15 protein-coding genes and 2 tRNA genes are annotated in these 20,202 nt (G+C 70.6%); 5 read left to right on the forward strand and 12 right to left on the reverse strand.

What is annotated here, in order from left to right; all coding sequences use genetic code 11:
• The first annotated feature begins 517 nt into the window (after positions 1-517).
• Genes argH through O7598_RS29865 form a run of 4 tightly spaced genes read left to right on the forward strand, consistent with a single transcriptional unit; the run spans position 518 to position 5,078 of the window.
• Positions 518-2,071, forward strand: coding sequence for an argininosuccinate lyase (gene argH / locus O7598_RS29850; protein WP_269694502.1), 1,554 nt, complete (start codon positions 518-520; stop codon positions 2,069-2,071).
• A complete protein-coding gene (locus O7598_RS29855; protein ID WP_269694503.1) occupies positions 2,068-3,249 on the forward strand; it encodes an argininosuccinate synthase in 1,182 nt (393 codons plus the stop codon). The genes argH and O7598_RS29855 overlap by 4 nt, the downstream gene beginning before the upstream one ends.
• A 20-nt stretch (positions 3,250-3,269) precedes the next feature.
• Positions 3,270-4,217, forward strand: a complete 948-nt coding sequence (locus O7598_RS29860; protein WP_269694504.1) for a methionyl-tRNA formyltransferase — start codon at positions 3,270-3,272, stop codon at positions 4,215-4,217.
• Between the two features lie 15 nt (positions 4,218-4,232).
• A complete protein-coding gene (locus O7598_RS29865) occupies positions 4,233-5,078 on the forward strand; it encodes a DMT family transporter (protein WP_269694505.1) in 846 nt (281 codons plus the stop codon).
• Positions 5,079-5,129: 51 nt separating this feature from the next.
• On the opposite strand, the gene argJ is transcribed toward O7598_RS29865, so the two are convergent.
• The 7 genes from argJ to gyrB all read right to left on the reverse strand — a co-directional run bounded on the left by argJ (position 5,130) and on the right by gyrB (position 12,392).
• On the reverse strand, positions 5,130-6,281 hold the full coding sequence (gene argJ / locus O7598_RS29870) for a bifunctional glutamate N-acetyltransferase/amino-acid acetyltransferase ArgJ (protein WP_269694506.1): 1,152 nt from the start codon (positions 6,279-6,281) through the stop codon (positions 5,130-5,132).
• Positions 6,282-6,369: 88 nt separating this feature from the next.
• Positions 6,370-6,445: transfer RNA gene (locus O7598_RS29875), tRNA-Ala, on the reverse strand.
• Positions 6,446-6,478: 33 nt separating this feature from the next.
• Complete coding sequence (locus O7598_RS29880) at positions 6,479-6,607, reverse strand: DLW-39 family protein (RefSeq protein WP_013283222.1); 129 nt, start codon at positions 6,605-6,607, stop codon at positions 6,479-6,481.
• 43 nt (positions 6,608-6,650) lie between these two features.
• A tRNA-Ile gene (locus O7598_RS29885) sits at positions 6,651-6,724 on the reverse strand.
• A 123-nt stretch (positions 6,725-6,847) separates the two neighbouring features.
• A complete protein-coding gene (locus O7598_RS29890) occupies positions 6,848-7,792 on the reverse strand; it encodes a DUF3566 domain-containing protein (RefSeq protein WP_269694507.1) in 945 nt (314 codons plus the stop codon).
• Between the two features lie 3 nt (positions 7,793-7,795).
• Positions 7,796-10,315 (reverse strand): DNA gyrase subunit A, encoded by a 2,520-nt coding sequence (gene gyrA / locus O7598_RS29895; RefSeq protein ID WP_269694508.1) that lies wholly within the window; start codon positions 10,313-10,315, stop codon positions 7,796-7,798.
• A gap of 130 nt (positions 10,316-10,445) precedes the next feature.
• Complete coding sequence (gene gyrB / locus O7598_RS29900) at positions 10,446-12,392, reverse strand: DNA topoisomerase (ATP-hydrolyzing) subunit B (protein ID WP_269694509.1); 1,947 nt, start codon at positions 12,390-12,392, stop codon at positions 10,446-10,448.
• Between the two features lie 547 nt (positions 12,393-12,939).
• On the opposite strand from gyrB, the gene O7598_RS29905 reads away from it, so the two are divergent.
• Complete coding sequence (locus tag O7598_RS29905; protein ID WP_091061892.1) at positions 12,940-13,494, forward strand: hypothetical protein; 555 nt, start codon at positions 12,940-12,942, stop codon at positions 13,492-13,494.
• Positions 13,495-13,501: 7 nt separating this feature from the next.
• On the opposite strand, the gene O7598_RS29910 is transcribed toward O7598_RS29905, so the two are convergent.
• The 5 genes from O7598_RS29910 to dnaA form a co-directional block, all read right to left on the reverse strand.
• Positions 13,502-14,182, reverse strand: a complete 681-nt coding sequence (locus O7598_RS29910) for a DUF721 domain-containing protein (RefSeq protein ID WP_269694510.1) — start codon at positions 14,180-14,182, stop codon at positions 13,502-13,504.
• The gene (gene recF / locus O7598_RS29915; protein WP_269694511.1) at positions 14,172-15,305 is read right to left on the reverse strand and encodes a DNA replication/repair protein RecF; all 1,134 of its coding nucleotides are present in this window, start codon (positions 15,303-15,305) and stop codon (positions 14,172-14,174) included. The genes O7598_RS29910 and recF overlap by 11 nt, the downstream gene beginning before the upstream one ends.
• A 16-nt stretch (positions 15,306-15,321) precedes the next feature.
• Positions 15,322-16,194 (reverse strand): phosphogluconate dehydrogenase (NAD(+)-dependent, decarboxylating), encoded by an 873-nt coding sequence (gene gnd / locus O7598_RS29920; protein ID WP_269694512.1) that lies wholly within the window; start codon positions 16,192-16,194, stop codon positions 15,322-15,324.
• Between the two features lie 41 nt (positions 16,195-16,235).
• Entirely contained in the window at positions 16,236-17,369 is a 1,134-nt protein-coding gene (gene dnaN / locus O7598_RS29925) for a DNA polymerase III subunit beta (RefSeq protein ID WP_269694513.1), read from the reverse strand.
• An 806-nt stretch (positions 17,370-18,175) separates the two neighbouring features.
• Positions 18,176-19,999 carry a chromosomal replication initiator protein DnaA gene (gene dnaA, locus O7598_RS29930; RefSeq protein WP_269694514.1) on the reverse strand — a complete coding sequence of 608 codons (1,824 nt, stop codon included), beginning with the start codon at positions 19,997-19,999 and terminating at the stop codon, positions 18,176-18,178.
• Positions 20,000-20,202: the final 203 nt, after the last annotated feature.

A 20,202-nucleotide genomic window follows, 5' to 3' on the forward strand; every position in this document is an offset into this window, starting at 1 on the left:
GACGGGCCGCTCACATGCTCGACACGTGGTCAGAAATTGTCAATGGGGAAGCCCGACGAAGCGGCGATCCACGAGCTACACAATTCCGGATATTCACGCTTTCAGCTGCGTGATTTGGAACTCCGAGTAAAGATGCCGACGTCTCACACTCCGAGAGGGCGGTTGCCGAAGGCCACCGCGGCATTACGATCAGCGATGAGGTGATCAAGCCCGCCCGCCCCCAGGAGACCGACCCTGACGTCGGCGGCGGCGGGCACGAGCGCGACACACGGGGTGTTGATGCGAAAGAACCTGCACGGCAGTCGCGGCACGAACCTTGGTCCGCATCTCCCACGATGCGGGAGCTGATCGATATACGCCATTAGTATATGGCTGCCTGACTTTCACCGAACGCCGCCACTCTCCTTTCCCGGCTCACTTCTGTGCGGAATCCGCACGGAATCGATGACGCCTGCGCAAAAACAATCCTCACTCGGTCCTGACCATGGCCGGAAACGGCCGGAGAGGCAACACGAAAATGACACAGAAGCTCTGGGGCGGTCGCTTCGCCGAGGACATCACACCCGAGGTGCTGGACTACACCCTCACCGTGGACATCGACGTGCGGCTGGTCCCCCACGATCTCTGGCAGAACGTCGCCCACGTGCTGCTGCTCGCCCGGCAGGGCATCGTGCCCGAGGAGGCGGCACGGTCCCTCGTGGAGACCCTGTCGAGCCTGGACCGGCAACACCACGACGGCACCCTCACGCTCCGCCCGGAGTACGAGGACGTGCACCTCAACATCGAACAGATGGTGATCGAGAAGCTCGGCCTGGACGTCGGCGGGCGGATGCACACCGCGCGGTCCCGCAACGACCAGGTCTCCACCGACGCGCGCATGTACCTGCGCGAGGTGCTGCTGGAGGCGGTGACCGCCAACCTCGACCTGATCGACCTGCTCGCCGACGTCGACGACGAGGACCTGGCCACCGTCCTGCCCGGCTACACCCACAGCCAGGCCGCGCAACCGGTCAGCGTGGCCTTCTGGCGCACCGCCCACGCCAGCGCCCTGCTGCGCGACGTACGGCGGCTCCGGGACACCTTCGACCGGGTCAACGAGTCGCCGCTGGGCGCCTGCGCGCTCGCCGGCACCTCGTTCGACCTCGCCCGGGACGCCGTGGCCCGACTGCTCGGCTTCGACCGGGTGCTCACCCACGCCCTCGACGCGACAAGCGCCCGCGACCACATGATCGAGGCGGCGGCCGCGTTCGCCCTCGGCGGCAACAACCTCTCCCGGATGGCCGAGGAGATCGTCATGTGGAGCGGCCACGAGTATCGGCTCTGCGAGGTCGGGGACGCCTTCACCACCGGCAGCTCCATCATGCCGCAGAAGAAGAACCCGGTGGTCGCGGAGCTGGTGCGTGGCCGGGCCGGGCGGACCGCCGGCGTCCTGGTGCAGCTGCTCACCGCGGTCAAGGGCGTCACGCTCGGATACAGCTGCGACCTCCAGGAGGACAAGCCCTTCCTCTGGCAGAGCATCGACACGTACCTCTCCGCCCTCCGCATCGTCGAGGCGCAGACCCGGACGCTGCGCTTCGACCCGCAGCGCGGCGAGGAGCTGTGCTGGGACAACTTCTCGACCGCCACCGAGCTCGCCAACCACCTGGTGTCCGACGTCGGCCTGTCGTTCCGCGAATCCCACCACGTGGCCGGCCGGGTGGTCGGCCAGCTGATCGGCCGGGGCGCCACCCTGCGCGACGTGGAGCTGGTGTCCCAGCTCGTCGCCGAGGAGGGGCACCCCGTGCCGGTCCCCGTACTGCGGGACCTTCTGGCGCCGAGGAACGCCGTCAACGGCTACACCAGCGCCGGCGGCACCTCCGCGGTCAGCGTCCGTGGCATCGCCGAGGAGATCCGGGAGGGCGCGGCCGGTCACCGCGCCTGGGCCGGCGCCCGCCGGGACGCGATCGCCGCCGCCCGGAGCGCGACCTTCCGCTGCGCCGCGGAGGTGGCGGCCGGCGCACCGCTGGACAAGGCGCTCGCCGCCACCCTCGACGGCGCCCTCGCCGCCCACACCGACAGGGAGCAGCGATGAAGATCGTGCTGGCCTACTCCGGCGGCCTCGACACCTCCGTGGCACTGCACTGGCTGCGCGACCGGTACGACGCGGAGGTGGTCGCCTTCTGCGCCGACATCGGCCAGTTGGAGTCCGTCCCCGACGTGCGGGACCGCGCCCTGCGGACCGGCGCCTCGGCGGTCCACGCCGAACCGCTGACCGACCGGTTCCTGGCCGACTTCGCGCTGCCCGCCCTCCAGGCGCACGCCCGGTACGAGAACAAGTACCTGTTGGCCGCCCCGCTGTCGCGGCCTCTCATCGCGCAGCGCATGGTCGAACTCGCCCACGAGGTGGGTGCCGACGCGGTCGCGCACGGCGCCACCGGCAAGGGCAACGACCAGGTCCGCTTCTTCACCAGCGTGACCGCGCTCGATCCGACGCTGAAGGTGCTGGCACCGGTCATCGACTGGGAACTCGGCAGCCGGGACGACGAGCTGGCGTACGCCGACAAGCACGGGATTCCCGTGCCGGTCGGCAAGGAGAAGCCGTACAGCATCGACACCAACGTCTGGGGCACCAGCATCGAGTGCGGGGAGCTCGACGACATCACGCTGCCGCCACCCGTGGAGGCCTGGCAGCTGACCCGTGACCCCCGCGACGCGCCGGACGAGCCCGCCCGGGTCCGCATCGGGTTCGCCGAGGGTGTGCCGGTCAGCCTGGACGGTGTCGAGCTGCGGCTCGCGGACCTGGTCCGGCAGCTCAACGACCTGGCCGCGCCGCACGGTATCGGCCGGATCGACATCACCGAGAGCCGCATCGTGGGCTTCAAGACCCGGGGCATCTACGAGGCGCCCGCGGCGACCGTGCTGATGACCGCGCACGCCGAGTTGGAGTCGCTCGTGCTCGACCGGGAGACGCTGCACCAGAAGCAGGGCCTCGCGCTGCGCTACGCCGAGCTCGTCTACTACGGCTACTGGTTCAGCGACCTGCGCCGCGCGTTGGACGCCTTCGTCGCGACCCTGCAACCGGCGGTGACCGGCGAGGTGGTCCTCGACCTCTACAAGGGCGGTTGCACAGTGGTCAGCCGCGAGTCGCCGTACTCCCGCTACAACCGGGGCCTGGCCACGTACGAAGCCGGGGACGAGTTCGACCACCGGGCGGGCGCCGCCTTCGCGTACGTGTGGTCGTTGCCCCTGACCGGTGGCCGGACGGCCTGACGACAGGAACGGAGAAGCACATGCGAGTGGTCTTCATGGGTTACCAGACCTGGGGACACCGGGTCCTGCAGGCGCTGCTGAACTCGCGGCACGAGGTCGTCCAGGTGATCACCCACCCGGAGAGCGACCACGCGTACGAGACCATCTGGAGCGACTCCGTCGCGGGTCTCGCGACGGAACGACAACTGCCCCTCCTCGTCCGTAAGTACGCCAACGACGACGAGGTCGTCGAACGGATGGACGAGCTGGCTCCGGACATCATCGTCTCGTCCGACTGGCGCACCTGGCTGTCGTCCCGGGTGTACGGCCTGGCCCGACACGGCGCGATCAACATCCACGACGCCCTGCTGCCCCGGTACGGTGGTTTCGCCCCGCTGAACTGGGCGGTGCTGAACGGCGAGCGCGAGGTGGGGGTCACCGTCCACTTCATGAACGACGAGTTCGACCTCGGGGACATCGTGCTGCAGCAGCGCGTGCCGGTTCGCGAGAAGGACACCGTCACCGACCTGTTCGCGCGGACCATCGAGATCTTCCCCGAGATCACCCTGGCCGCCCTCGACCTCATCGAGGGTGGAACGACCACCTGGATCCGACAGGATCCGAGCGAGGCGACCTTCTTCCACAAGCGGTCCGTCGAGGACAGTCGCATCAACTGGCACTGGCCGGCCGACCGGCTGGCCAACCTGGTACGCGCACAGAGCGATCCCTACCCGAACGCCTTCGCGTACCACGGCGCCACGAGGCTACGGGTGACCTCCGCCTCGGTCTCCCGCAAGAGATACGGCGGTACGCCCGGCCGGATCTTCTGCCCCGAGGGTGAGGGAGTCGTGGTGGTCTGCGGGCCGGAGGCGCACAGCGGACGCGACCACGGCCTCGTGATCGAGCGGGTGCGCACCGAGGACGGGACGGAGGTCCCGGCACGCGCCTACTTCCGCACCATGGGGGGCTACCTGACCTCCCACCCCTGAAGGCGAGGGTAAGCGTTGTTCAGCATTCTCCTGTCCCTGGCCTCGGCCACGGTGCTCGGGTCCGCCGACTTCGTCGGCGGTATCGCTACCAAACGCGCGGCCGCGGTCACGGTGGTGCTGTGGTCCAACGCCGCGGGGCTGCTCACCGCGGTGCTGTTCGTCGGGCTGGTCGGCGGTGACGGCTTCGGCGCCGGCGACCTGGTCTGGGGGGCGCTGGCGGGGCTGGCCGGCAGCGTCGGCGCCATGCTGCTCTACCACTCGCTGGCGCACGGGACGATGAGCGTGGTGGCGCCGACCACCGCGGCGATGGCCGCGATCCTGCCCGTACTGGTCGGGGTGGGCAGCGGCGAGACCGTGTCGACGACGGCGGCGGTCGGGCTGGCCTGCGGGATCGTGGCCATCCCGTGCGTGTCGGTGGCGCCGGCCGAGGAGGGTGCCCGCCGTCGGCCGGCTCTGCGCACCGTGGCCGGGGCCCTGGCGGCGGGCGCCGGCTTCGGGCTCTTCTTCGTGCTGCTGTCCCGCACCGGGGACACGTCGGGGCTGTGGCCGCTGGTGGCCGCCCGGTGCGCCTCGCTCGCCATGCTGGCGGTGCTCTGGCCGGTCGGCCGCTGGCCGGCCCGGCTGTCCCGACCGACCGCCGGGCTCGCCCTGCTCTCCGGCGCACTCGACATGTTCTCCAGCGTGCTCTACCTGGTGGCGGTCCGCGAGGGCTACCTCTCGGTGGCGGGCCTGCTGGCCTCGCTCTATCCGATCAGCACGCTGGTGCTGGCCCGGGTGGTGCTGCGCGAGCGGGCCACGCGCGTGCAGTGGGCGGGCGTCGGCCTCGCACTGGCCGGCATCTTCCTGCTGGCGGCACGCTGACCGCACCACGGTGCCGGGGTGGTTCCCACGGAGGGTGCCACCCCGGCCGCGTCAGGTGGTGTAGTCGGCGTTGATCCGGATGTATCCCTCGGTCAGGTCGCAGCCGTAGACGGTGAACGCGCCGGCGGCGATCCCCAGGTCCACCTCGATCACCACGTCGTCGCCGCGCAGGTGCTCCTGCAACCGCCGCAACGTCTCGTCCGTCGCCGGGGCGGGGAAGACCTCCAGGCCGCCGAAGCCGATCCGCACCCGCTCCGGCCGGATGTCGTCGTCCTCCTCGCACTTGCCCACCGCCATCGCCACCCGCCCCCAGTTCGGGTCGGCGCCGTGCACGGCGGTCTTCACCAGCGGTGAGTTCACCACCGTCTTACCGACCCGCTTGGCCTGGCCGTCGTCGCGGGCGCCGGTCACCCGGACCTCGATCAGCTTGCTGGCACCCTCGCCGTCGCGAGCCACCATCCGCACCAGGTCGAGGGCGCAGGTGTGCAGCGACTCCGCGAACTCGTCGAGGTCGACCGGCCCGGCGAGCCCGTTGGCGAAGATGGCCGCGGTGTCGCTCGTGGAGGTGTCGGTGTCGATGCTCACCGCGTTGAAGGTGCGATCGATGACCGCGCGGAACACCCGGTCCAGGTCCGCCGGGGCGATCTCGGCATCGGTGCAGAAGAAGGTCAGCAGCGTGGCCATGTTGGGTTCGATCATGCCGACGCCCTTGGCGACTCCCACGACGGTGGCCGCACCGCACCGCGAGCGGGACACCTTCGGATGGGTGTCGGTCGTCATCATGGCCGTGGCGATCCGGTCGAAGTCCGCCGGCGGGAACGGCCCGCGCAGCCCGGCGAGGCGCGCCCGCACCCGGGGCATCGGGTACTGCCGTCCGATCACCCCGGTCGACGCGATCAGCAGGTCGTCCGGATCCAACCCCGACGCCTGGGCGGTCATCGCCCGAACCTCGCGGGCGTTCGCCATGCCCTCCTCGCCGGTGGCGACGTTGGCGTTACGAGCGAGCACCACCACGCCACGGGCCGACGAGGTACGCGCCAAGCGGCTGAGCGTCACGCTGGGACCGGCGAACCGGGACCGGGTGAAGACCGCGGCGCTGACCGAGGGCGCTTCCGAGATCAGCGCGGCGAAGTCGTCGCCCTCGTCCTTGAGCCCCGCGTTGCCGACGAACGCACGGAAACCCCGGGGGGCGGTGGTGTCCACGTGATGACTCTCCCTGATCGACCACGAGCGGCATGAACATACCGCGGGTCACAGGAATATGCGGCCTGCTGTCCACTATGCGATCGGTTGGTGGAGCCCAGGGGACTCGAACCCCTAACCCCTGCCTTGCAAAGGCAGTGCTCTGCCAGTTGAGCTAGGGCCCCGTGCCGGGCGGAAACCGCCCCGGTGTCACGCGCTCAGCGCAGGTCGGGCGCGGTGGTGGCCTCGTGCCACAGGGCACGCTCGTCGTTCGAGGCCTTGACCTTCTTGGCCACCACGGCGGCGACGCCGACGATGCCGGCAAGGATCAGGAGCTTCTTGAACATGGGCTTGACCCCTCGCGCTCGACTGGCGTCGGACGATGTGCGGTGGGGCTAGCTGGAATCGAACCAGCGACCTCAGAGTTATCAGCTCTGCGCTCTAACCGACTGAGCTATAGCCCCGCGTAGCGACGAGCAAGGTTAACCCATCGCGTTCTTCGCCCCCAAATCGGGGTCACACCACGAACCTACCCGGACGCGAGACGCCGGGGCGACCGCTTTACGCGGCGCCCCGGCGTCGTCGAATCAGTCCCGCTCGGCGAGCGTCAGCTCGATCCCGCCGACCAGGTCGGCGCAGACGTTGTAGACGAACGCGCTCAGCGTGGCCAGCGCGGTGAACAGCACGACGTTGACCAGGCCGATCAGTGCCGACGTGAGGATCACGCCCTTGGCCGTGACGCGGAAGCCACCGCCGCCGCCCTGGCCGCCGCCGGCGTTCACCAGGTCGGTCAGGCTGTCGTTGACGCTCTTGAACACGCCCATCGCGTCGAGCGCGAGGTAGAGCACCGAGGTGGCGACGACCACCACGATGAAGAGCACGACCGAGACCGCGAAGGCGAACTTCATCACGGACCAGGGGTCGATCCGCTTCAGGTTCAGCCGGGCCCGGCGCGGTCCGCGGGACGCGGCCGAGCTGACCGAGGTACGCGCGGCGCGTACCGCCTCACCCACGCGCGCCGCGCCGACCGCCGCCGCGCCGCCGATGCCCGGCGGCAGGCCGCCGCCGTTGGCGGGGCGGCCCTGGGCGGCGCCGGCACCGGCGCCGGTGGTTCCGGGGCCGGTCGGGCGGGCGGTCTCGGGTGCCGACTTCGGGGCGGTGCCCAGGCCGGCGCCGATGCGTGGCTGCGTGCCGGTCGTCCCGGTGGACGTGCGTGCGGACGCGGTCGCCTTGGTCGGCGGCGCGCTCGTGGCGGGCTTCGCCGCGACCGGAGCCGCCAGGCCGTCGGCCGAGGTCGGCGCGTCGATCTTGGTCTCGGTCGACTCACGGGACCCGGAGTCCTCGCCCGGCTTGTCGGGAGGCGGGGCCATGCCGGGGGCCCGGGTGAACTTCGGGGCAGGCGCGTCGGCGGGGACCGTGGCCCGGCCCACGGCCGCGCGGCCGGTAGCTGGTGTACCGCCCTGCGCGGCCTCCTCCTCGACCGGGGTGGCCGAGGTCCCCTTGTTCCCCGACTTCGCCTGTGTCTCCGTCATCAACTAGTCCTGTTCGTCAGGCTCGTCGGCATTGCGAGCAATCGCCACGATAGTCACGCCGTCCGGGAGGTCCATCAGCTTGACCCCCATTGTGTTCCGGTCACGCGTACGGCGTACAGGCTTCACCGGAGTCCGGATGACGCCGCCGTTGCTCGTGATGGCGAACAGCTCGTCCTCCGGATCGATCACGGCCGCGCCGACCAGACCACCGCGTCGCTCGGTGATCTTCGCAGTCAACACGCCCTTACCTCCCCGGCCCTGGACCGGGTATTCCTCGATCGGGGTGCGTTTCGCGTATCCCCCGTTCGTCGCGACCAGGACGTCCAGACCCTCCCGGACGACCTCGACGGCGAGCAACTCGTCCTCTCCGCTGAAGCGCATGCCGATCACCCCCGAGGTGGCCCGGCCCATCGGACGCAGCGCCTCGTCGGTGGCGTTGAAGCGGATCGCCTGCGCGTTCTTCGACACCAGCAACAGGTCGTCCTCCGGCGCCACCAGGACCGCACCGACCAGCTCGTCCTCATCGCGCAGGTTGACCGCGATGATGCCGCCGGAACGGTTGGAGTCGAACTCCTCGAGCCGCGTCTTCTTCACCAGGCCGTTCTTCGTGGCCAGTACCAGGTAGGGCGCCACCTGGTAGTTCGGAATTTCGATGATCTGCGCGATCTGCTCGTCCGGTTGGAACGCGAGCAGGTTGGCCACGTGCTGGCCCTTGGCCACCCTACTGGCCTCGGGAAGCTCGTACGCCTTCGCCCGGTAGACCCGACCCTTGTTCGTGAAGAACAGGATCCAGTCGTGGGTAGAGCATACGAAGAAGTGGCTCACGATGTCGTCCTGCCGGAGCGTCGCCCCGCTCACGCCCTTGCCGCCACGACGCTGCGACCGGTAGAGGTCGGCCTTCGTCCGCTTCGCGTACCCGGTGCGGGTGATCGTCACGACCACGTCCTCGCGGGCGATGAGGTCCTCCATCGAGACCTCGCCGTCGAACGGGATGATCTTGGTGCGCCGGTCGTCGCCCCACTTCGCGACGATCTCACCCAGCTCGTCGGAGACGATCTTCCGCTGCCGCTCCGGCTTGGCCAGGATGTCCTTGAGGTCGGCGATCTCCACCTCGAGCTTGGCCAGGTCGTCCAGGATCCGCTGCCGCTCCAGCGCGGCCAGCCGGCGCAGCTGCATGTCCAGGATCGCGGTCGCCTGGACCTCGTCGATCTCCAGCAGCCGGATCAGGCCCTGCCGCGCGTCCTCCACCGTGGGCGAACGCCGGATCAGCGCGATCACCTCGTCCAGCGCGTCCAGCGCCTTGCTCAGGCCGCGCAGGATGTGCGCCCGCTCCTCCGCCTTGCGCAGCCGGAACGCGGTCCGCCGGCGGATCACCTCGATCTGGTGCTCGACGTAGTAGCGGATGAACTGAGCCAGGTTGAGCGTGCGCGGCACCCCGTCGACGAGCGCCAGCATGTTGGCGCCGAACGTCTCCTGGAGTTGCGTGTGCTTGTAGAGGTTGTTCAGCACCACCTTGGCGACCGCGTCGCGCTTGAGCACCAGCACGATCCGCATGCCGGTACGCCCGGAGGACTCGTCCCGGATGTCGGCGATGCCGGCGAGCTTGCCCTCCTTGATCAGCTCGGCGATCCGCTCGGCGAGGTTGTCCGGGTTGACCTGGTAGGGCAGCTCGCTGACCACCAGCGCCGGCCGGCCCCGCTTGTCCTCCTCCACCTCGACCACCGCGCGCATCCGGATCGAGCCACGCCCGGTCCGGTACGCGTCCTGGATGGCCTGCTGCCCGACGATCAGGCCGTAGGTCGGGAAGTCCGGACCCTTGACGATCTCCAGCAGGGCTTCCAGGGTGGTCGCCTCGTCGGCCTCCGGGTGCTCCAGGCACCACTGCACCGCCGCGCCGATCTCGCGCAGGTTGTGCGGCGGGATCTTGGTGGCCATGCCGACCGCGATGCCCTCGGACCCGTTGATCAGCAGGTTCGGGATCCGCGACGGCAGGATGGTGGGCTCCTTGGCCCGGCCGTCGTAGTTGTCCTGGAGGTCGACGGTGTCCTCGTCGATGTCCCGCAGCATCTCCATGGCCAGCGGGTCGAGCTTGCACTCGGTGTACCGCATGGCGGCGGCCGGGTCGTTGCCCGGCGAGCCGAAGTTGCCGTTGCCGTCGACCAGCGGGTAGCGCAGCGACCACGGCTGCGCCATCCGGACCAGCGCGTCGTAGATGGCCGAGTCGCCGTGCGGGTGGAACTGGCCCATCACGTCGCCGACGACGCGGGAGCACTTCACGTACCCGCGGTCCGGCCGGTAGCCGGAGTCGAACATGGCGTAGAGGATCTTGCGGTGGACCGGCTTGAGCCCGTCCCGGACGTCCGGCAGGGCCCGCCCGACGATGACGCTCATCGCGTAGTCGAGGTACGAGCGCTGCATCTCGACCTCGAGGCCGACCGGCTCGATCCGGTCGTGCTGGACGACCGCGGTCGGTGTCTCCGGGGTCTCCGGCTCGTTCGGGGTGGACTCGGGAGTATCGGTCACTGTTAACCCTTATCAGACTCAGAGTCGTGATCTAGCTGTGGATAACGGCTGTGGAAAGCGGCCGGACTGTGGATAACTCTGTGGACCGCCGGGCCGGCCGGTGGATCTCCGGCCGGCCCGGGCGCGTCCGTCAGATGTCCAGGAACCGCACGTCCTTGGCGTTGCGCTGGATGAACGACCGGCGGGCCTCGACGTCCTCACCCATCAGGACGCTGAACAGCTCGTCCGCGGTGGCGGCGTCGTCCAGCGTCACCTGGCGCAGCGTGCGGGTGGCCGGGTTCATCGTGGTCTCCCAGAGCTCGGGATAGTTCATCTCGCCGAGACCCTTGAACCGCTGGATGTCGTCCGGCCGGGCGTTGGCCTTCTTCTGCTGGCGCAGCGCGATGAGGCCGTCCCGCTCCCGGTCCGAGTACGCGTACTGGGCGTCGTCGCCCTTCTTGTTCCACTTGATCTTGTAGAGCGGCGGGGCGGCCAGGTAGACGTGGCCCAACTCGACGAGCGGCCGCATGAAGCGGAACAGCAGGGTGAGCAGCAGCGTCTGGATGTGCTGGCCGTCCACGTCGGCGTCGGCCATCAGCACGATCTTGTGGTAGCGCAGCTTCTCGATGTCGAAGTCGTCGTGGATGCCGGTGCCCAGCGCGGTGATCAGCGCCTGCACCTCGTTGTTCTTCAGCACCCGGTCGATCCGGGCCTTCTCCACGTTGAGGATCTTGCCGCGGATCGGCAGGATCGCCTGGGTCCGCGGGTCGCGGCCCTGCTTCGCCGAGCCGCCGGCCGAGTCGCCCTCGACGATGAAGACCTCGGACTCGCGCGGGTCGGTGGACTGGCAGTCGGCCAGCTTGCCCGGCATCGAGCCGGACTCCAGCAGCGACTTGCGCCGGGCCAGCTTGCGCGCCTGCTGGGCGGCGATGCGGGCGCGGGCGGCCTGGGAGGCCTTGGTGATGATGATCTTCGCCTCGGCCGGGTTGCGGTCGAACCAGTCGACGAGCGACTCGTTGCAGACCCGCTGGACGAAGCCCTTGACCGGGGTGTTGCCCAGCTTGGTCTTGGTCTGCCCCTCGAACTGCGGGTCGGTCAGCTTGACCGAGATGATCGCGGCCAGGCCCTCGCGGATGTCCTCGCCGGAGAGCCGCTCGTCGCCCTTGAGCAGCTTGCGCTCGACGCCGTAGCGGTTGACCACGCTGGTCAGCGCCGCCCGGAAGCCCTCCTCGTGGGTGCCGCCCTCGTGGGTGTTGATGTTGTTGGCGAAGGTGTAGACCGACTCGCCGTAGGACTCGTTCCACTGCATGGCGATCTCGGCCGACATGCCGGTCTCCTCGGCGCCGAACTCGACCACCGTCTTGTGGATCGGGCTCTTCGAGGCGTTGAGGTGCCGGACGAAGTCGGCGATGCCGCCGTCGTAGTGGAAGGTGACCTCGCGGGGCTTGCCGTCCTCGTCCTCCGGCACCCGCTCGTCCAGCAGGTGGATGGTGAGGCCGCGGGTGAGGAAGGCCATCTCCTGCAGGCGCCGGTAGATGGTGTGGAAGTCGAAGTCGACGGTCTCGAAGACGTCCGGGTCGGGCCAGAACGAGACCGCGGAGCCGGTGCGGTCGGTCGGCTCACCCTTCTCCAGCGGGGTCGGCTTGGAGTGGTCGTAGCGCTGCCGCCAGACGAAGCCGTCCTTGTGGATCTCCACGGCCATCCGGGTGGAGAGCGCGTTGACCACCGAGACGCCGACACCGTGCAGGCCGCCGGAGACGGCGTACGCCTTGCCGTCGAACTTGCCGCCGGCGTGCAGCACGGTCAGCGCGACCTCGACACCCGGCTTCTTCAGCTTGGGGTGCAGGTCGACCGGGAAGCCTCGGCCGTTGTCGGTGACCCGGACGCCCCCGTCGGCCAGCAGCACCACGTCGATGGTGTCGCAGTAACCGGCCATCGCCTCGTCCACCGCGTTGTCGACGACCTCCCACACCAGGTGGTGCAGGCCGCGCTCGCCGGTGGACCCGATGTACATACCGGGCCGCTTCCGGACCGCTTCCAGGCCCTCGAGCACGGTGATGGACTCGGCACCGTACTTCTTGTTGTCCTCCGCTGCCACGCTCGGCCACTTTCTCGCACCGGCCGCGCGTGGGCGCGGGGCGCGGGTTCGGCGGACAGGACGCGACGTCGGCGTGCACGGGCCGCCCCCGGGATCACCAGGTCACGGATCGTGTGCGCCGGGCGCCGCGGTTGCCCGCGGATCGCGATCGGCTCGGACCCGATGCGGGACTATGATCAAGGGCCCCGGGGGCCCGTGTCCGTCGCTCCGTGCCGGGTCTTTCGTCTCGCCTCCAATCTTACTGTGCGCAGCCGACCAAACCGCCACTCGGCACCCCCTTGGGGGCGGCTGAGAATGCCGTAGCCGGGCGAACCTCGCTGCCCGCGACTCCCCCTACACGCCAGCGACGCCGTGCCGCGCCACCGGCCCCCGTGAGCGGTGGACGTCCCCGGGCCCATGATCGGCGGTCACCATGGCCGGGGGTCGCGGTGGAACGCGACGTGCCGTACCTTTTGCGGCGCCGCCGTTGCGGTCTTGATCTTTCGCGCCCGGACCGGGGACCATCGGCGGAGATGGTCCGACAGACGCTTGGTGAGAGGTGACGCAGATGGGGCTGGACAACGTCGCGGTGCACTGGCCGCGTACCGGCCGCTTCTACGACCCGGTCGCGCCGGCCGAGTTCGTGGACTTCGGCGAGATCGTGGACGTGCCACGCATCTCCGCCCCGACCGCCGCGCTCGCCGAGCTGATCGCGAAGACCGGCACCGTACGGGCGACCGCCTACACCGAACTGGTCGACCTCATCCTCGGGCTGGAGAATGTGCTCTACGCCACGGAGAACGCGGCCGAGGACGAGGACCCGGTGATCGACCCGGACGGCTGCTCCTGGATCGCCGAGGGCGTGGAGAAGTTCGTCGCCCGGCACCGGCCCTACGGCGAGACGGTCACGTTCGAGTCGGTCAGCGAGGTGCTGCGCGCGCTGCTCGGCGACGGGCGGCTGGCCGAGCAGCAGCTCCGCTGGCTGGACACCCGGCTGGACAAGCTGCGCGACGACAGCGGCGACCCGCCGCAGTGGAACTTCACCTGCGCCGAGCTGAGCGTGCTGGCCGCGTTCTACCGGCGCTGCGCGGAACGCGGCTTCGCCGTCTACGCGGACGTGTGACGCCCGCTCAGCCGTAGGTGTCGCGCGGGCCGCGCCCGCGTACCCGACGAGGGCCGCGCGACCACGACGGCGCGGCCGGGCCGTGGATGTGCAGCTTGCGCACCACGTTGTGGCCGACCTCGCTGGCGATCTGCTTGAGCAGCGAGCCGGCCAGCAGCCGCAGCTGGGTGGCCCACGCCGTCGACCGGGCCTCCACGGTCAGCTCGCCGTTCTCCAGCTTCACCGGGCGGCTGTGCTGGGCGACCTCCGGGCCGACCACCTTCTCCCAGGCGCCGAAGACGGTCGCCTCGGCCGCCGGCTGCTGCCAGCCCCGCGCCTTGACCAGCTTGTCGAGCACCGCGCCGAGCGGCTGCGGGTCGCGTGGGTCCGGACCCGGGCCGGAGTAGCCGCGCAGCCGCTTCTCGCCGTCGCCCCGGACCGCGCTGCGCCGCCGGGTGCCGGCCGCGGCCTGACGCCTGGCCTTCGCCGCGTCGAGCACCGCCCGGGCCAGCTCCGGCCCGGCCGCACCCTCCGGCGCCGCGTCCGGCTCGCCGGCCGCGGGCTTTCCCGGGGTACGCGTCGCGGCCCGCTCGCCGCCCGCCGGTTTCCCGGGGGTACGCGGCGCGGACTCGCCCCGCCCGGCCGTCCCGCCGTCGCGCCCCGGCCCCAGCCGGGCCGGCGGGAGCCGCACCTCGTCGTCATCCGGCACGTCGTACCGTCCCCTCGCCGACCGTGTAGCGGGTGCCCCGCAGCGTCGCCGGCACGTCGTCGTCCACCGCGCAGGTCACCAGGAGCTGGCCGGCGCCACCGACCAGCTCGGCCAGGCGTTCCCGCCGGCCGGCGTCCAGCTCGGCGAAGACGTCGTCCAGCACCAGCACCGGCTCGATCCCGTCGGCGCGCAGCAGGTCGTACCCGGCCAGCCGCAACGCCAGCGCGTACGACCAGGACTCGCCGTGGCTGGCGTACCCCTTGGCGGGCAGCGGGCCGAGGGTGAGCGCCAGGTCGTCGCGGTGCGGGCCGACCAGCGTGGTGCCGCGTTCGATCTCGGCGGTGCGGTTCGCGGTGAGCGCGGCGGCCAGCGCCTCCGCCAGCGCCGCCCGGTCGGTGGTCGACTCGGGCAGCTCGACCGAGGGCCGGTAGGTGATGCCGGCCGCGCCCCGGCCGGCCGCCACCGCGTCGTACGCCTTCGCCACGTGCGGGGTGAGCGCGGCGACCAGCTCCAGCCGGCCGGCGAGCAGGTCGGCCCCGTGCTGTGCCAGGTGGGTGTCCCAGACCGCGAGCGTCGACAGGTCGCCGCCGCGCGAGCCGCCGGTCTTGCGGGCGAGGTACGAGGTGCGCAGCAGCGCGTTGCGTTGCTTCACGACGCGCTCGTAGTCGGCCCGGACGCCGGCGTAGCGGGGTTGGCGGTTGACCAGCAGGTCGTCCAGGTAGCGGCGGCGTTCCGCCGGGTCGCCGCGGACGAGTTCCAGGTCCTCCGGCGCGAAGAGCACCAGCCGCAGCGCGCCGAGCACGTCCCGGGCGCGGCGGGCCGGGGAGCGGCCGAGCCGGGCCCGGTTGGCCTTGCCCGGGACGATCTCCAGCTCGACCAGCAGTTCCCGGCCGTCATGCACCACGGCGCAGCGGATCACCGCCGAGCTGGCGCCCATCCGCACCAGCGGGGCGTCCGTGGCGACCCGGTGCGAGTCCAGGGTCGCCACGTAGCCCAACGCCTCGACCAGGTTGGTCTTGCCGACGCCGTTGGCGCCGACCAGCACGTTCGGGCCGGGCTCCAGGTCGACGCCGACCCGCTCGTAGGAGCGGAAGTCGACCAGTTCGAGCCGGCGGACGTACACAGCCTGTGGATACCGCTCAGCGCTTGTGGACGGCGTGGCCACCGAACTGCTGGCGCAGCGCGGAGACGGCCTTCAAGGCGGGCGATTCGTCCTGCCGGGAGGCGAACCGGGCGAACAGCGCGGCGGTGATCACGTTGAGCGGCACGGCGAGCCGGACCGCCTCGTCGACCGTCCACCGGCCCTCGCCGGTGTCCTCGGTGTAGTCGCTCAGCTCGGCCAGCTCCGGGTCCTCGTCGAGGGCCCGGTCGAGCAGGTCGAGCAGCCAGGACTGGACGACGGTGCCCTTGCGCCACGACTTGACCACACCGGGGACGTTGGTCACGAGTTCGGACGCCGAGAGCAGCTCGAAGCCCTCGGCGTAGGCGTGCATCAGGCCGTACTCGATGCCGTTGTGCACCATCTTGGCGTAGTGACCGGCACCGACCGGGCCGGCGTGCACGAAGCCGAACTCGCCCTCGGGCCGGAGCGCGTCGAAGATCGGCATGAGCCGGTCGACGTGCTGCTGGGCGCCGCCGACCATCAGCCCGTAGCCGTTCTCCCGGCCCCAGACGCCACCGGAGACGCCGACGTCGACGTAGCCGATGCCGTGCTCGTTGAGGCGCTCGGCGCGCGGGGCGTCGTCGCTGAAGCGGGAGTTTCCGCCGTCGATGACGATGTCGCCCTCGCCGAGCACGCCGGCGAGCTCGTCGATGGTGGCGTCGGTGACGCCGGCGGGCACCATGACCCAGACCGCGCGGGGCGCGTCGAGCTTCTCGGCCAGCTCCGCGAGGCTCGCGGCGTCGCTGAGGTCCGGGTTGCGGTCGTAGCCGACCACCTCGTGCCCGGCGGCGCGCAACCGTTCGCGCATGTTGCCGCCCATCCGGCCGAGTCCTACCAGGCCGAGCTGCATGTGCTGCTACCTCCGTACGTCAAGGGTGGTGCTGCCTGCGATCAGCGGGAGACGCGGATCGGCATGATGAGGTACCGGTACCCCGGAATGACCTCGCCATCCTCGCCGGCCGGAGAAAGGACCGCGGGCTTGAAGGCGTCGACGAAGCGCAGCAGGGCGAACTGGGCGCCCAGGTTGGTCAGGCCGTCGATCAGATATTGCGGGTTGAAGCCGATGGTGAGCGGGTCACCGCTGAAGGTGGCGTCCATGGCCTCGCTGGCCCGGGCCTCCTCGGTGCCGCCGGCCTCCACCACGAGGCCGTCGGAGCTGAAGCTGAGCAGCACCGGGGTGGTGCGCTCGGCGACCAGCGCCACCCGCTTGACCACCTCGATGAGGGTGGCCACCGCGACCCGGGCCTCGGCGTTGTGGTCGGCCGGGAACAGCGAGCGCACCGGTGGGTAGTTGGCGCCGTCGAGCAGCCGGCTGGTGGTCCGGCGGGTGCCGCCGGAGAAGCCGATCATGCCCTCGCCGGCGCCGCCGGAGGAGAGCGCCATGGTGACGTGGCCACCGAGCGGGCCGAGCGCCTTGGCGGTGTCGTTGAGCGTGCGGGCCGGCACCAGCGCGTTGAGGCTGATCTCCGGGTCGTCCTGGTTCCACTCCATCTCCCGCAGCGCGAGACGGTAGCGGTCGGTGGCGAGCATGGCCATGGTGCTGCCGGACAACTCGATCCGGACGCCGGTCATCATCGGCAGCGTCTCGTCGCGGCCGGCGGCCACGGCGACCTGGGCCACGGCGGCGGCGAAGGCGGCGGCGTCGACGGTGCCGGCGCTCTCCGGCATCTCCGGGAGGGTCGGGTAGTCCTCCACCGGCATGGTGGGCAGGGTGAACCGGGCGCTGCCGCACACCAGCTCCAGGTGCGCGCCGACGGCGGCGATGTCCACCGGCTTGGCCGGCAGCGCCTTGGTGATCTCGGCGAGCAGCCGACCGGAGACCAGGGCCGCGCCGTCCGCGTCACCCTGCACCTCGACGGTCACCTGGCTGGACACCTCGTAGTCGAAGCCGGAGACCTGGAGGTTGCCGTCGGTCACCCGGAGCATCACCCCGGCCAGCACCGGCACGGAGGGTCGGTTGGGCAGGCTCTTGGCGGTCCACGCGACCGCCTCGGCGAGCGCGTCGCGCTCCACTCGGAACTTCATCAATGCCTCCGCGTCGACGTCAGCGACAACTCTCTCATGCCGACCGCTGCCACCCGCCCCGCCCGACCGTGCGGGTGCCCCTCGCACCTTAGGGCGCGAGGGCATCGGCTGTGCGCCCGACCCCGTTGCTTCCAGGTGCCCGGGCGACTGCCGACGGCAGTGCTTCGGCCCGATCCACAGGAAGTCCAACGGTGATGATTGGTTTTTGTTGTTTAGAAGAGATAACTCATCGTCTTCATCGCACCTGTGCAAACTGTGGAGAACCCGCGTCCGCCCAGGTCAGACAGGTTATCCACCGGTGGTTTCGCTGTGGAGAACCAGGGGTACAACTCGTGCCCCGGTCCACAGCCGCCGCCGGCCGCCGGGTTTTCCACCGCTGTCCACCGGTTGTCCACCGGTTATCCACGGGGTTTCTCCCCAGTGCTGTGGACGGTGCGAACGACGTCGGCCACCGTCGTCCCCAGAACCTTCAACAGGCTCCCCACAGGTGGACCGTCGTCGGTGGACAACGCGGGCGTTGTCCCCAGGCGTCCACAGGCTCGTCCCCAGGACTTGTCCACAGTCTGTGGGTAACCGGCCAAGTGCAGACGGTGTTTATCCACCGCCTGTGACACAGGGGGTGTGGACAACGGGCACGAGTTGTGGACAAGCACGACATCGATCCTGCGCCCTCGACCGGGTCGAGGGTCAACAGGCGACGTCCGCGAAGGCCGTTCGTGGCCTCCGCGCACCGGCGTGGGGATGAAGAAGCCCGGCCGGAGGCGTCCGGCCGGGCTGTCGTGACAGGGCTAGGGGAGACGAGAGTCTCAGGTGTTCTGCTTGATCCGGTTGGTCAGCTCGGCGATCTGGTTGTAGAGCGAGCGCCGTTCCGCCATCTGCTGACGGATCTTGCGGTCGGCGTGCATGACCGTGGTGTGGTCGCGACCGCCGAAGGCCTGCCCGATCCGGGGCAGCGACAGGTCGGTCAGCTCGCGGCACAGGTACATGGCCACCTGGCGGGCGTTGACCAGCACCCGGGACCGGGAGTGGCCGCGCAGGTCCTCCAGGCTCACCCCGAAGTACTCGGAGGTGGAGGCCATGATCTGGTCGGCGTTGATCTCCGGGCCGGCGCCGTCCGGCATGAAGTCCCGCAGCACCTCCTCCGCCAGCGACAGCTCGACCGAGGAACGGGTGAGGCTGGCGAACGCGGTGACCCGGATCAGCGCGCCCTCGAGTTCCCGGATCGAGTTCGACACCCGGGAGGCGATGAACTCCAGCACGTCCGGCGGGGCGTACATCCGCTCCTGCGCCGCCTTCTTCTGCAGGATCGCGATCCGGGTCTCCAGGTCCGGCGGCTGGATGTCGGCCAGCAGCCCCCACTCGAACCGGGTGCGCATCCGGTCCTCCAGCGTGGCGAGCTGGCGCGGCGACCGGTCGGAGGTGATCACGATCTGCTTGTTGGCGTTGTGCAGGGTGTTGAAGGTGTGGAAGAACTCCTCCTGGGTCCGCTCCCGGTTCTCCAGGAACTGGATGTCGTCGATCAGAAGGATGTCCACGTCCCGGTACCGGCGCTGGAACGCGCTGGTCTTGTCGTCGCGCAGCGAGTTGATGAAGTCGTTGGTGAACTCCTCGGTCGAGACGTACCGGACCGAGCGGGCGTTGCCCAGCGTGGTGGCGTAGTGGCCGATGGCGTGCAGCAGGTGGGTCTTGCCCAACCCGGAGTGGCCGTAGATGAACAGCGGGTTGTACGCCTTGGCCGGCGACTCGGCCACCGCCACGCTCGCCGCGTGGGCGAAGCGGTTGGACGACCCGATGACGAACGTCTCGAACATGTACTTCGGGTTGAGCCGGTTGCCGCCGCTCTCCGTGCCGCCGGGCAGTCGACGATCACCCTGGCCGCCGGGACGGTGGTGGTCGAGACCGCCGCGGCCGGGGCCGTTGTCCGTCGCGCCGTCGCGGGGCAGGCCACGCAGCGGCGGGGCGTCGACCGGCCCGGGCGCCTCCCGGTAGCGCGGCTCGTAGCCGCCTGCGGCGGGGGCGGGGTGCCCGGCGCCGGGGCGCTCGTCGAAGGCGCGACGCTCGGGCGCGGCGCGGAGCGGCTCGGTGAAGGCGGCGCCGAAGAGCGTGTCCTGGGCGTCCCGGCCGGCCGGGATCAGGTGCGGCCGCCCGCCGTCGGTGTTCCGCTGTCGCGGGGCGGGCTCCTCCGCCCCGTGCTCCGGTCGCGGGTCGGCGGGGTAACCCGGTTCGGGCCGGGGGGCGGGAAACGCCGGCGGAGCCGGCGCCGGGCCGATCCGGTCGAATCCCGGCAGCAGGTCGGCCGGGCCGTTCGGCTCGGCCGACGGCTCCGGGTTGGCGCGGTAGACCGTGCCGGCCGGTCGACCGGCCGGGTCCTCGGCGACGCGCACGGTGACGGCCACCTGGATGTCGCGGCCGAGCCGGCGGCTCAACGCCTCGGTGATGGCCGGGCGGAGCCGGGACTCGATCACGTCCCGGGTGAAGGCGTCCGGTACGGAGAGCAGCGCGGTGTCCTCGACGATCGCCCGCAAGCGGGTGAGGCGCAGGTAGGCCCGCTGCTGGGCGGAGATGATCTCGTCGGCGAGTTCCTCGGTGGCCGCCGCCCACACCGCGGCAAGGTCTGTCGCTCCGGTCACGTCGTGCCACCCCCTCGCCTGATCCTCACGCCCGCCCGGACGGCTGACCGGTCGTCATCCACAAGTTATCCACAGCCTGTGTGTACCGACCGATTGTGGCCGCCCACCGGACGCGGGTCGGACCTGCCCCCTGGATTCGCGGAGGCGCTGAAGCGGGTTCACCGTGCCGAACGATTCAACAGCTTGTCCGGTCTTGCCGGTCG

The organism is Micromonospora sp. WMMC241 (assembly GCF_027460165.1).
GTDB classification, from domain to species: domain Bacteria; phylum Actinomycetota; class Actinomycetes; order Mycobacteriales; family Micromonosporaceae; genus Micromonospora; species Micromonospora humi.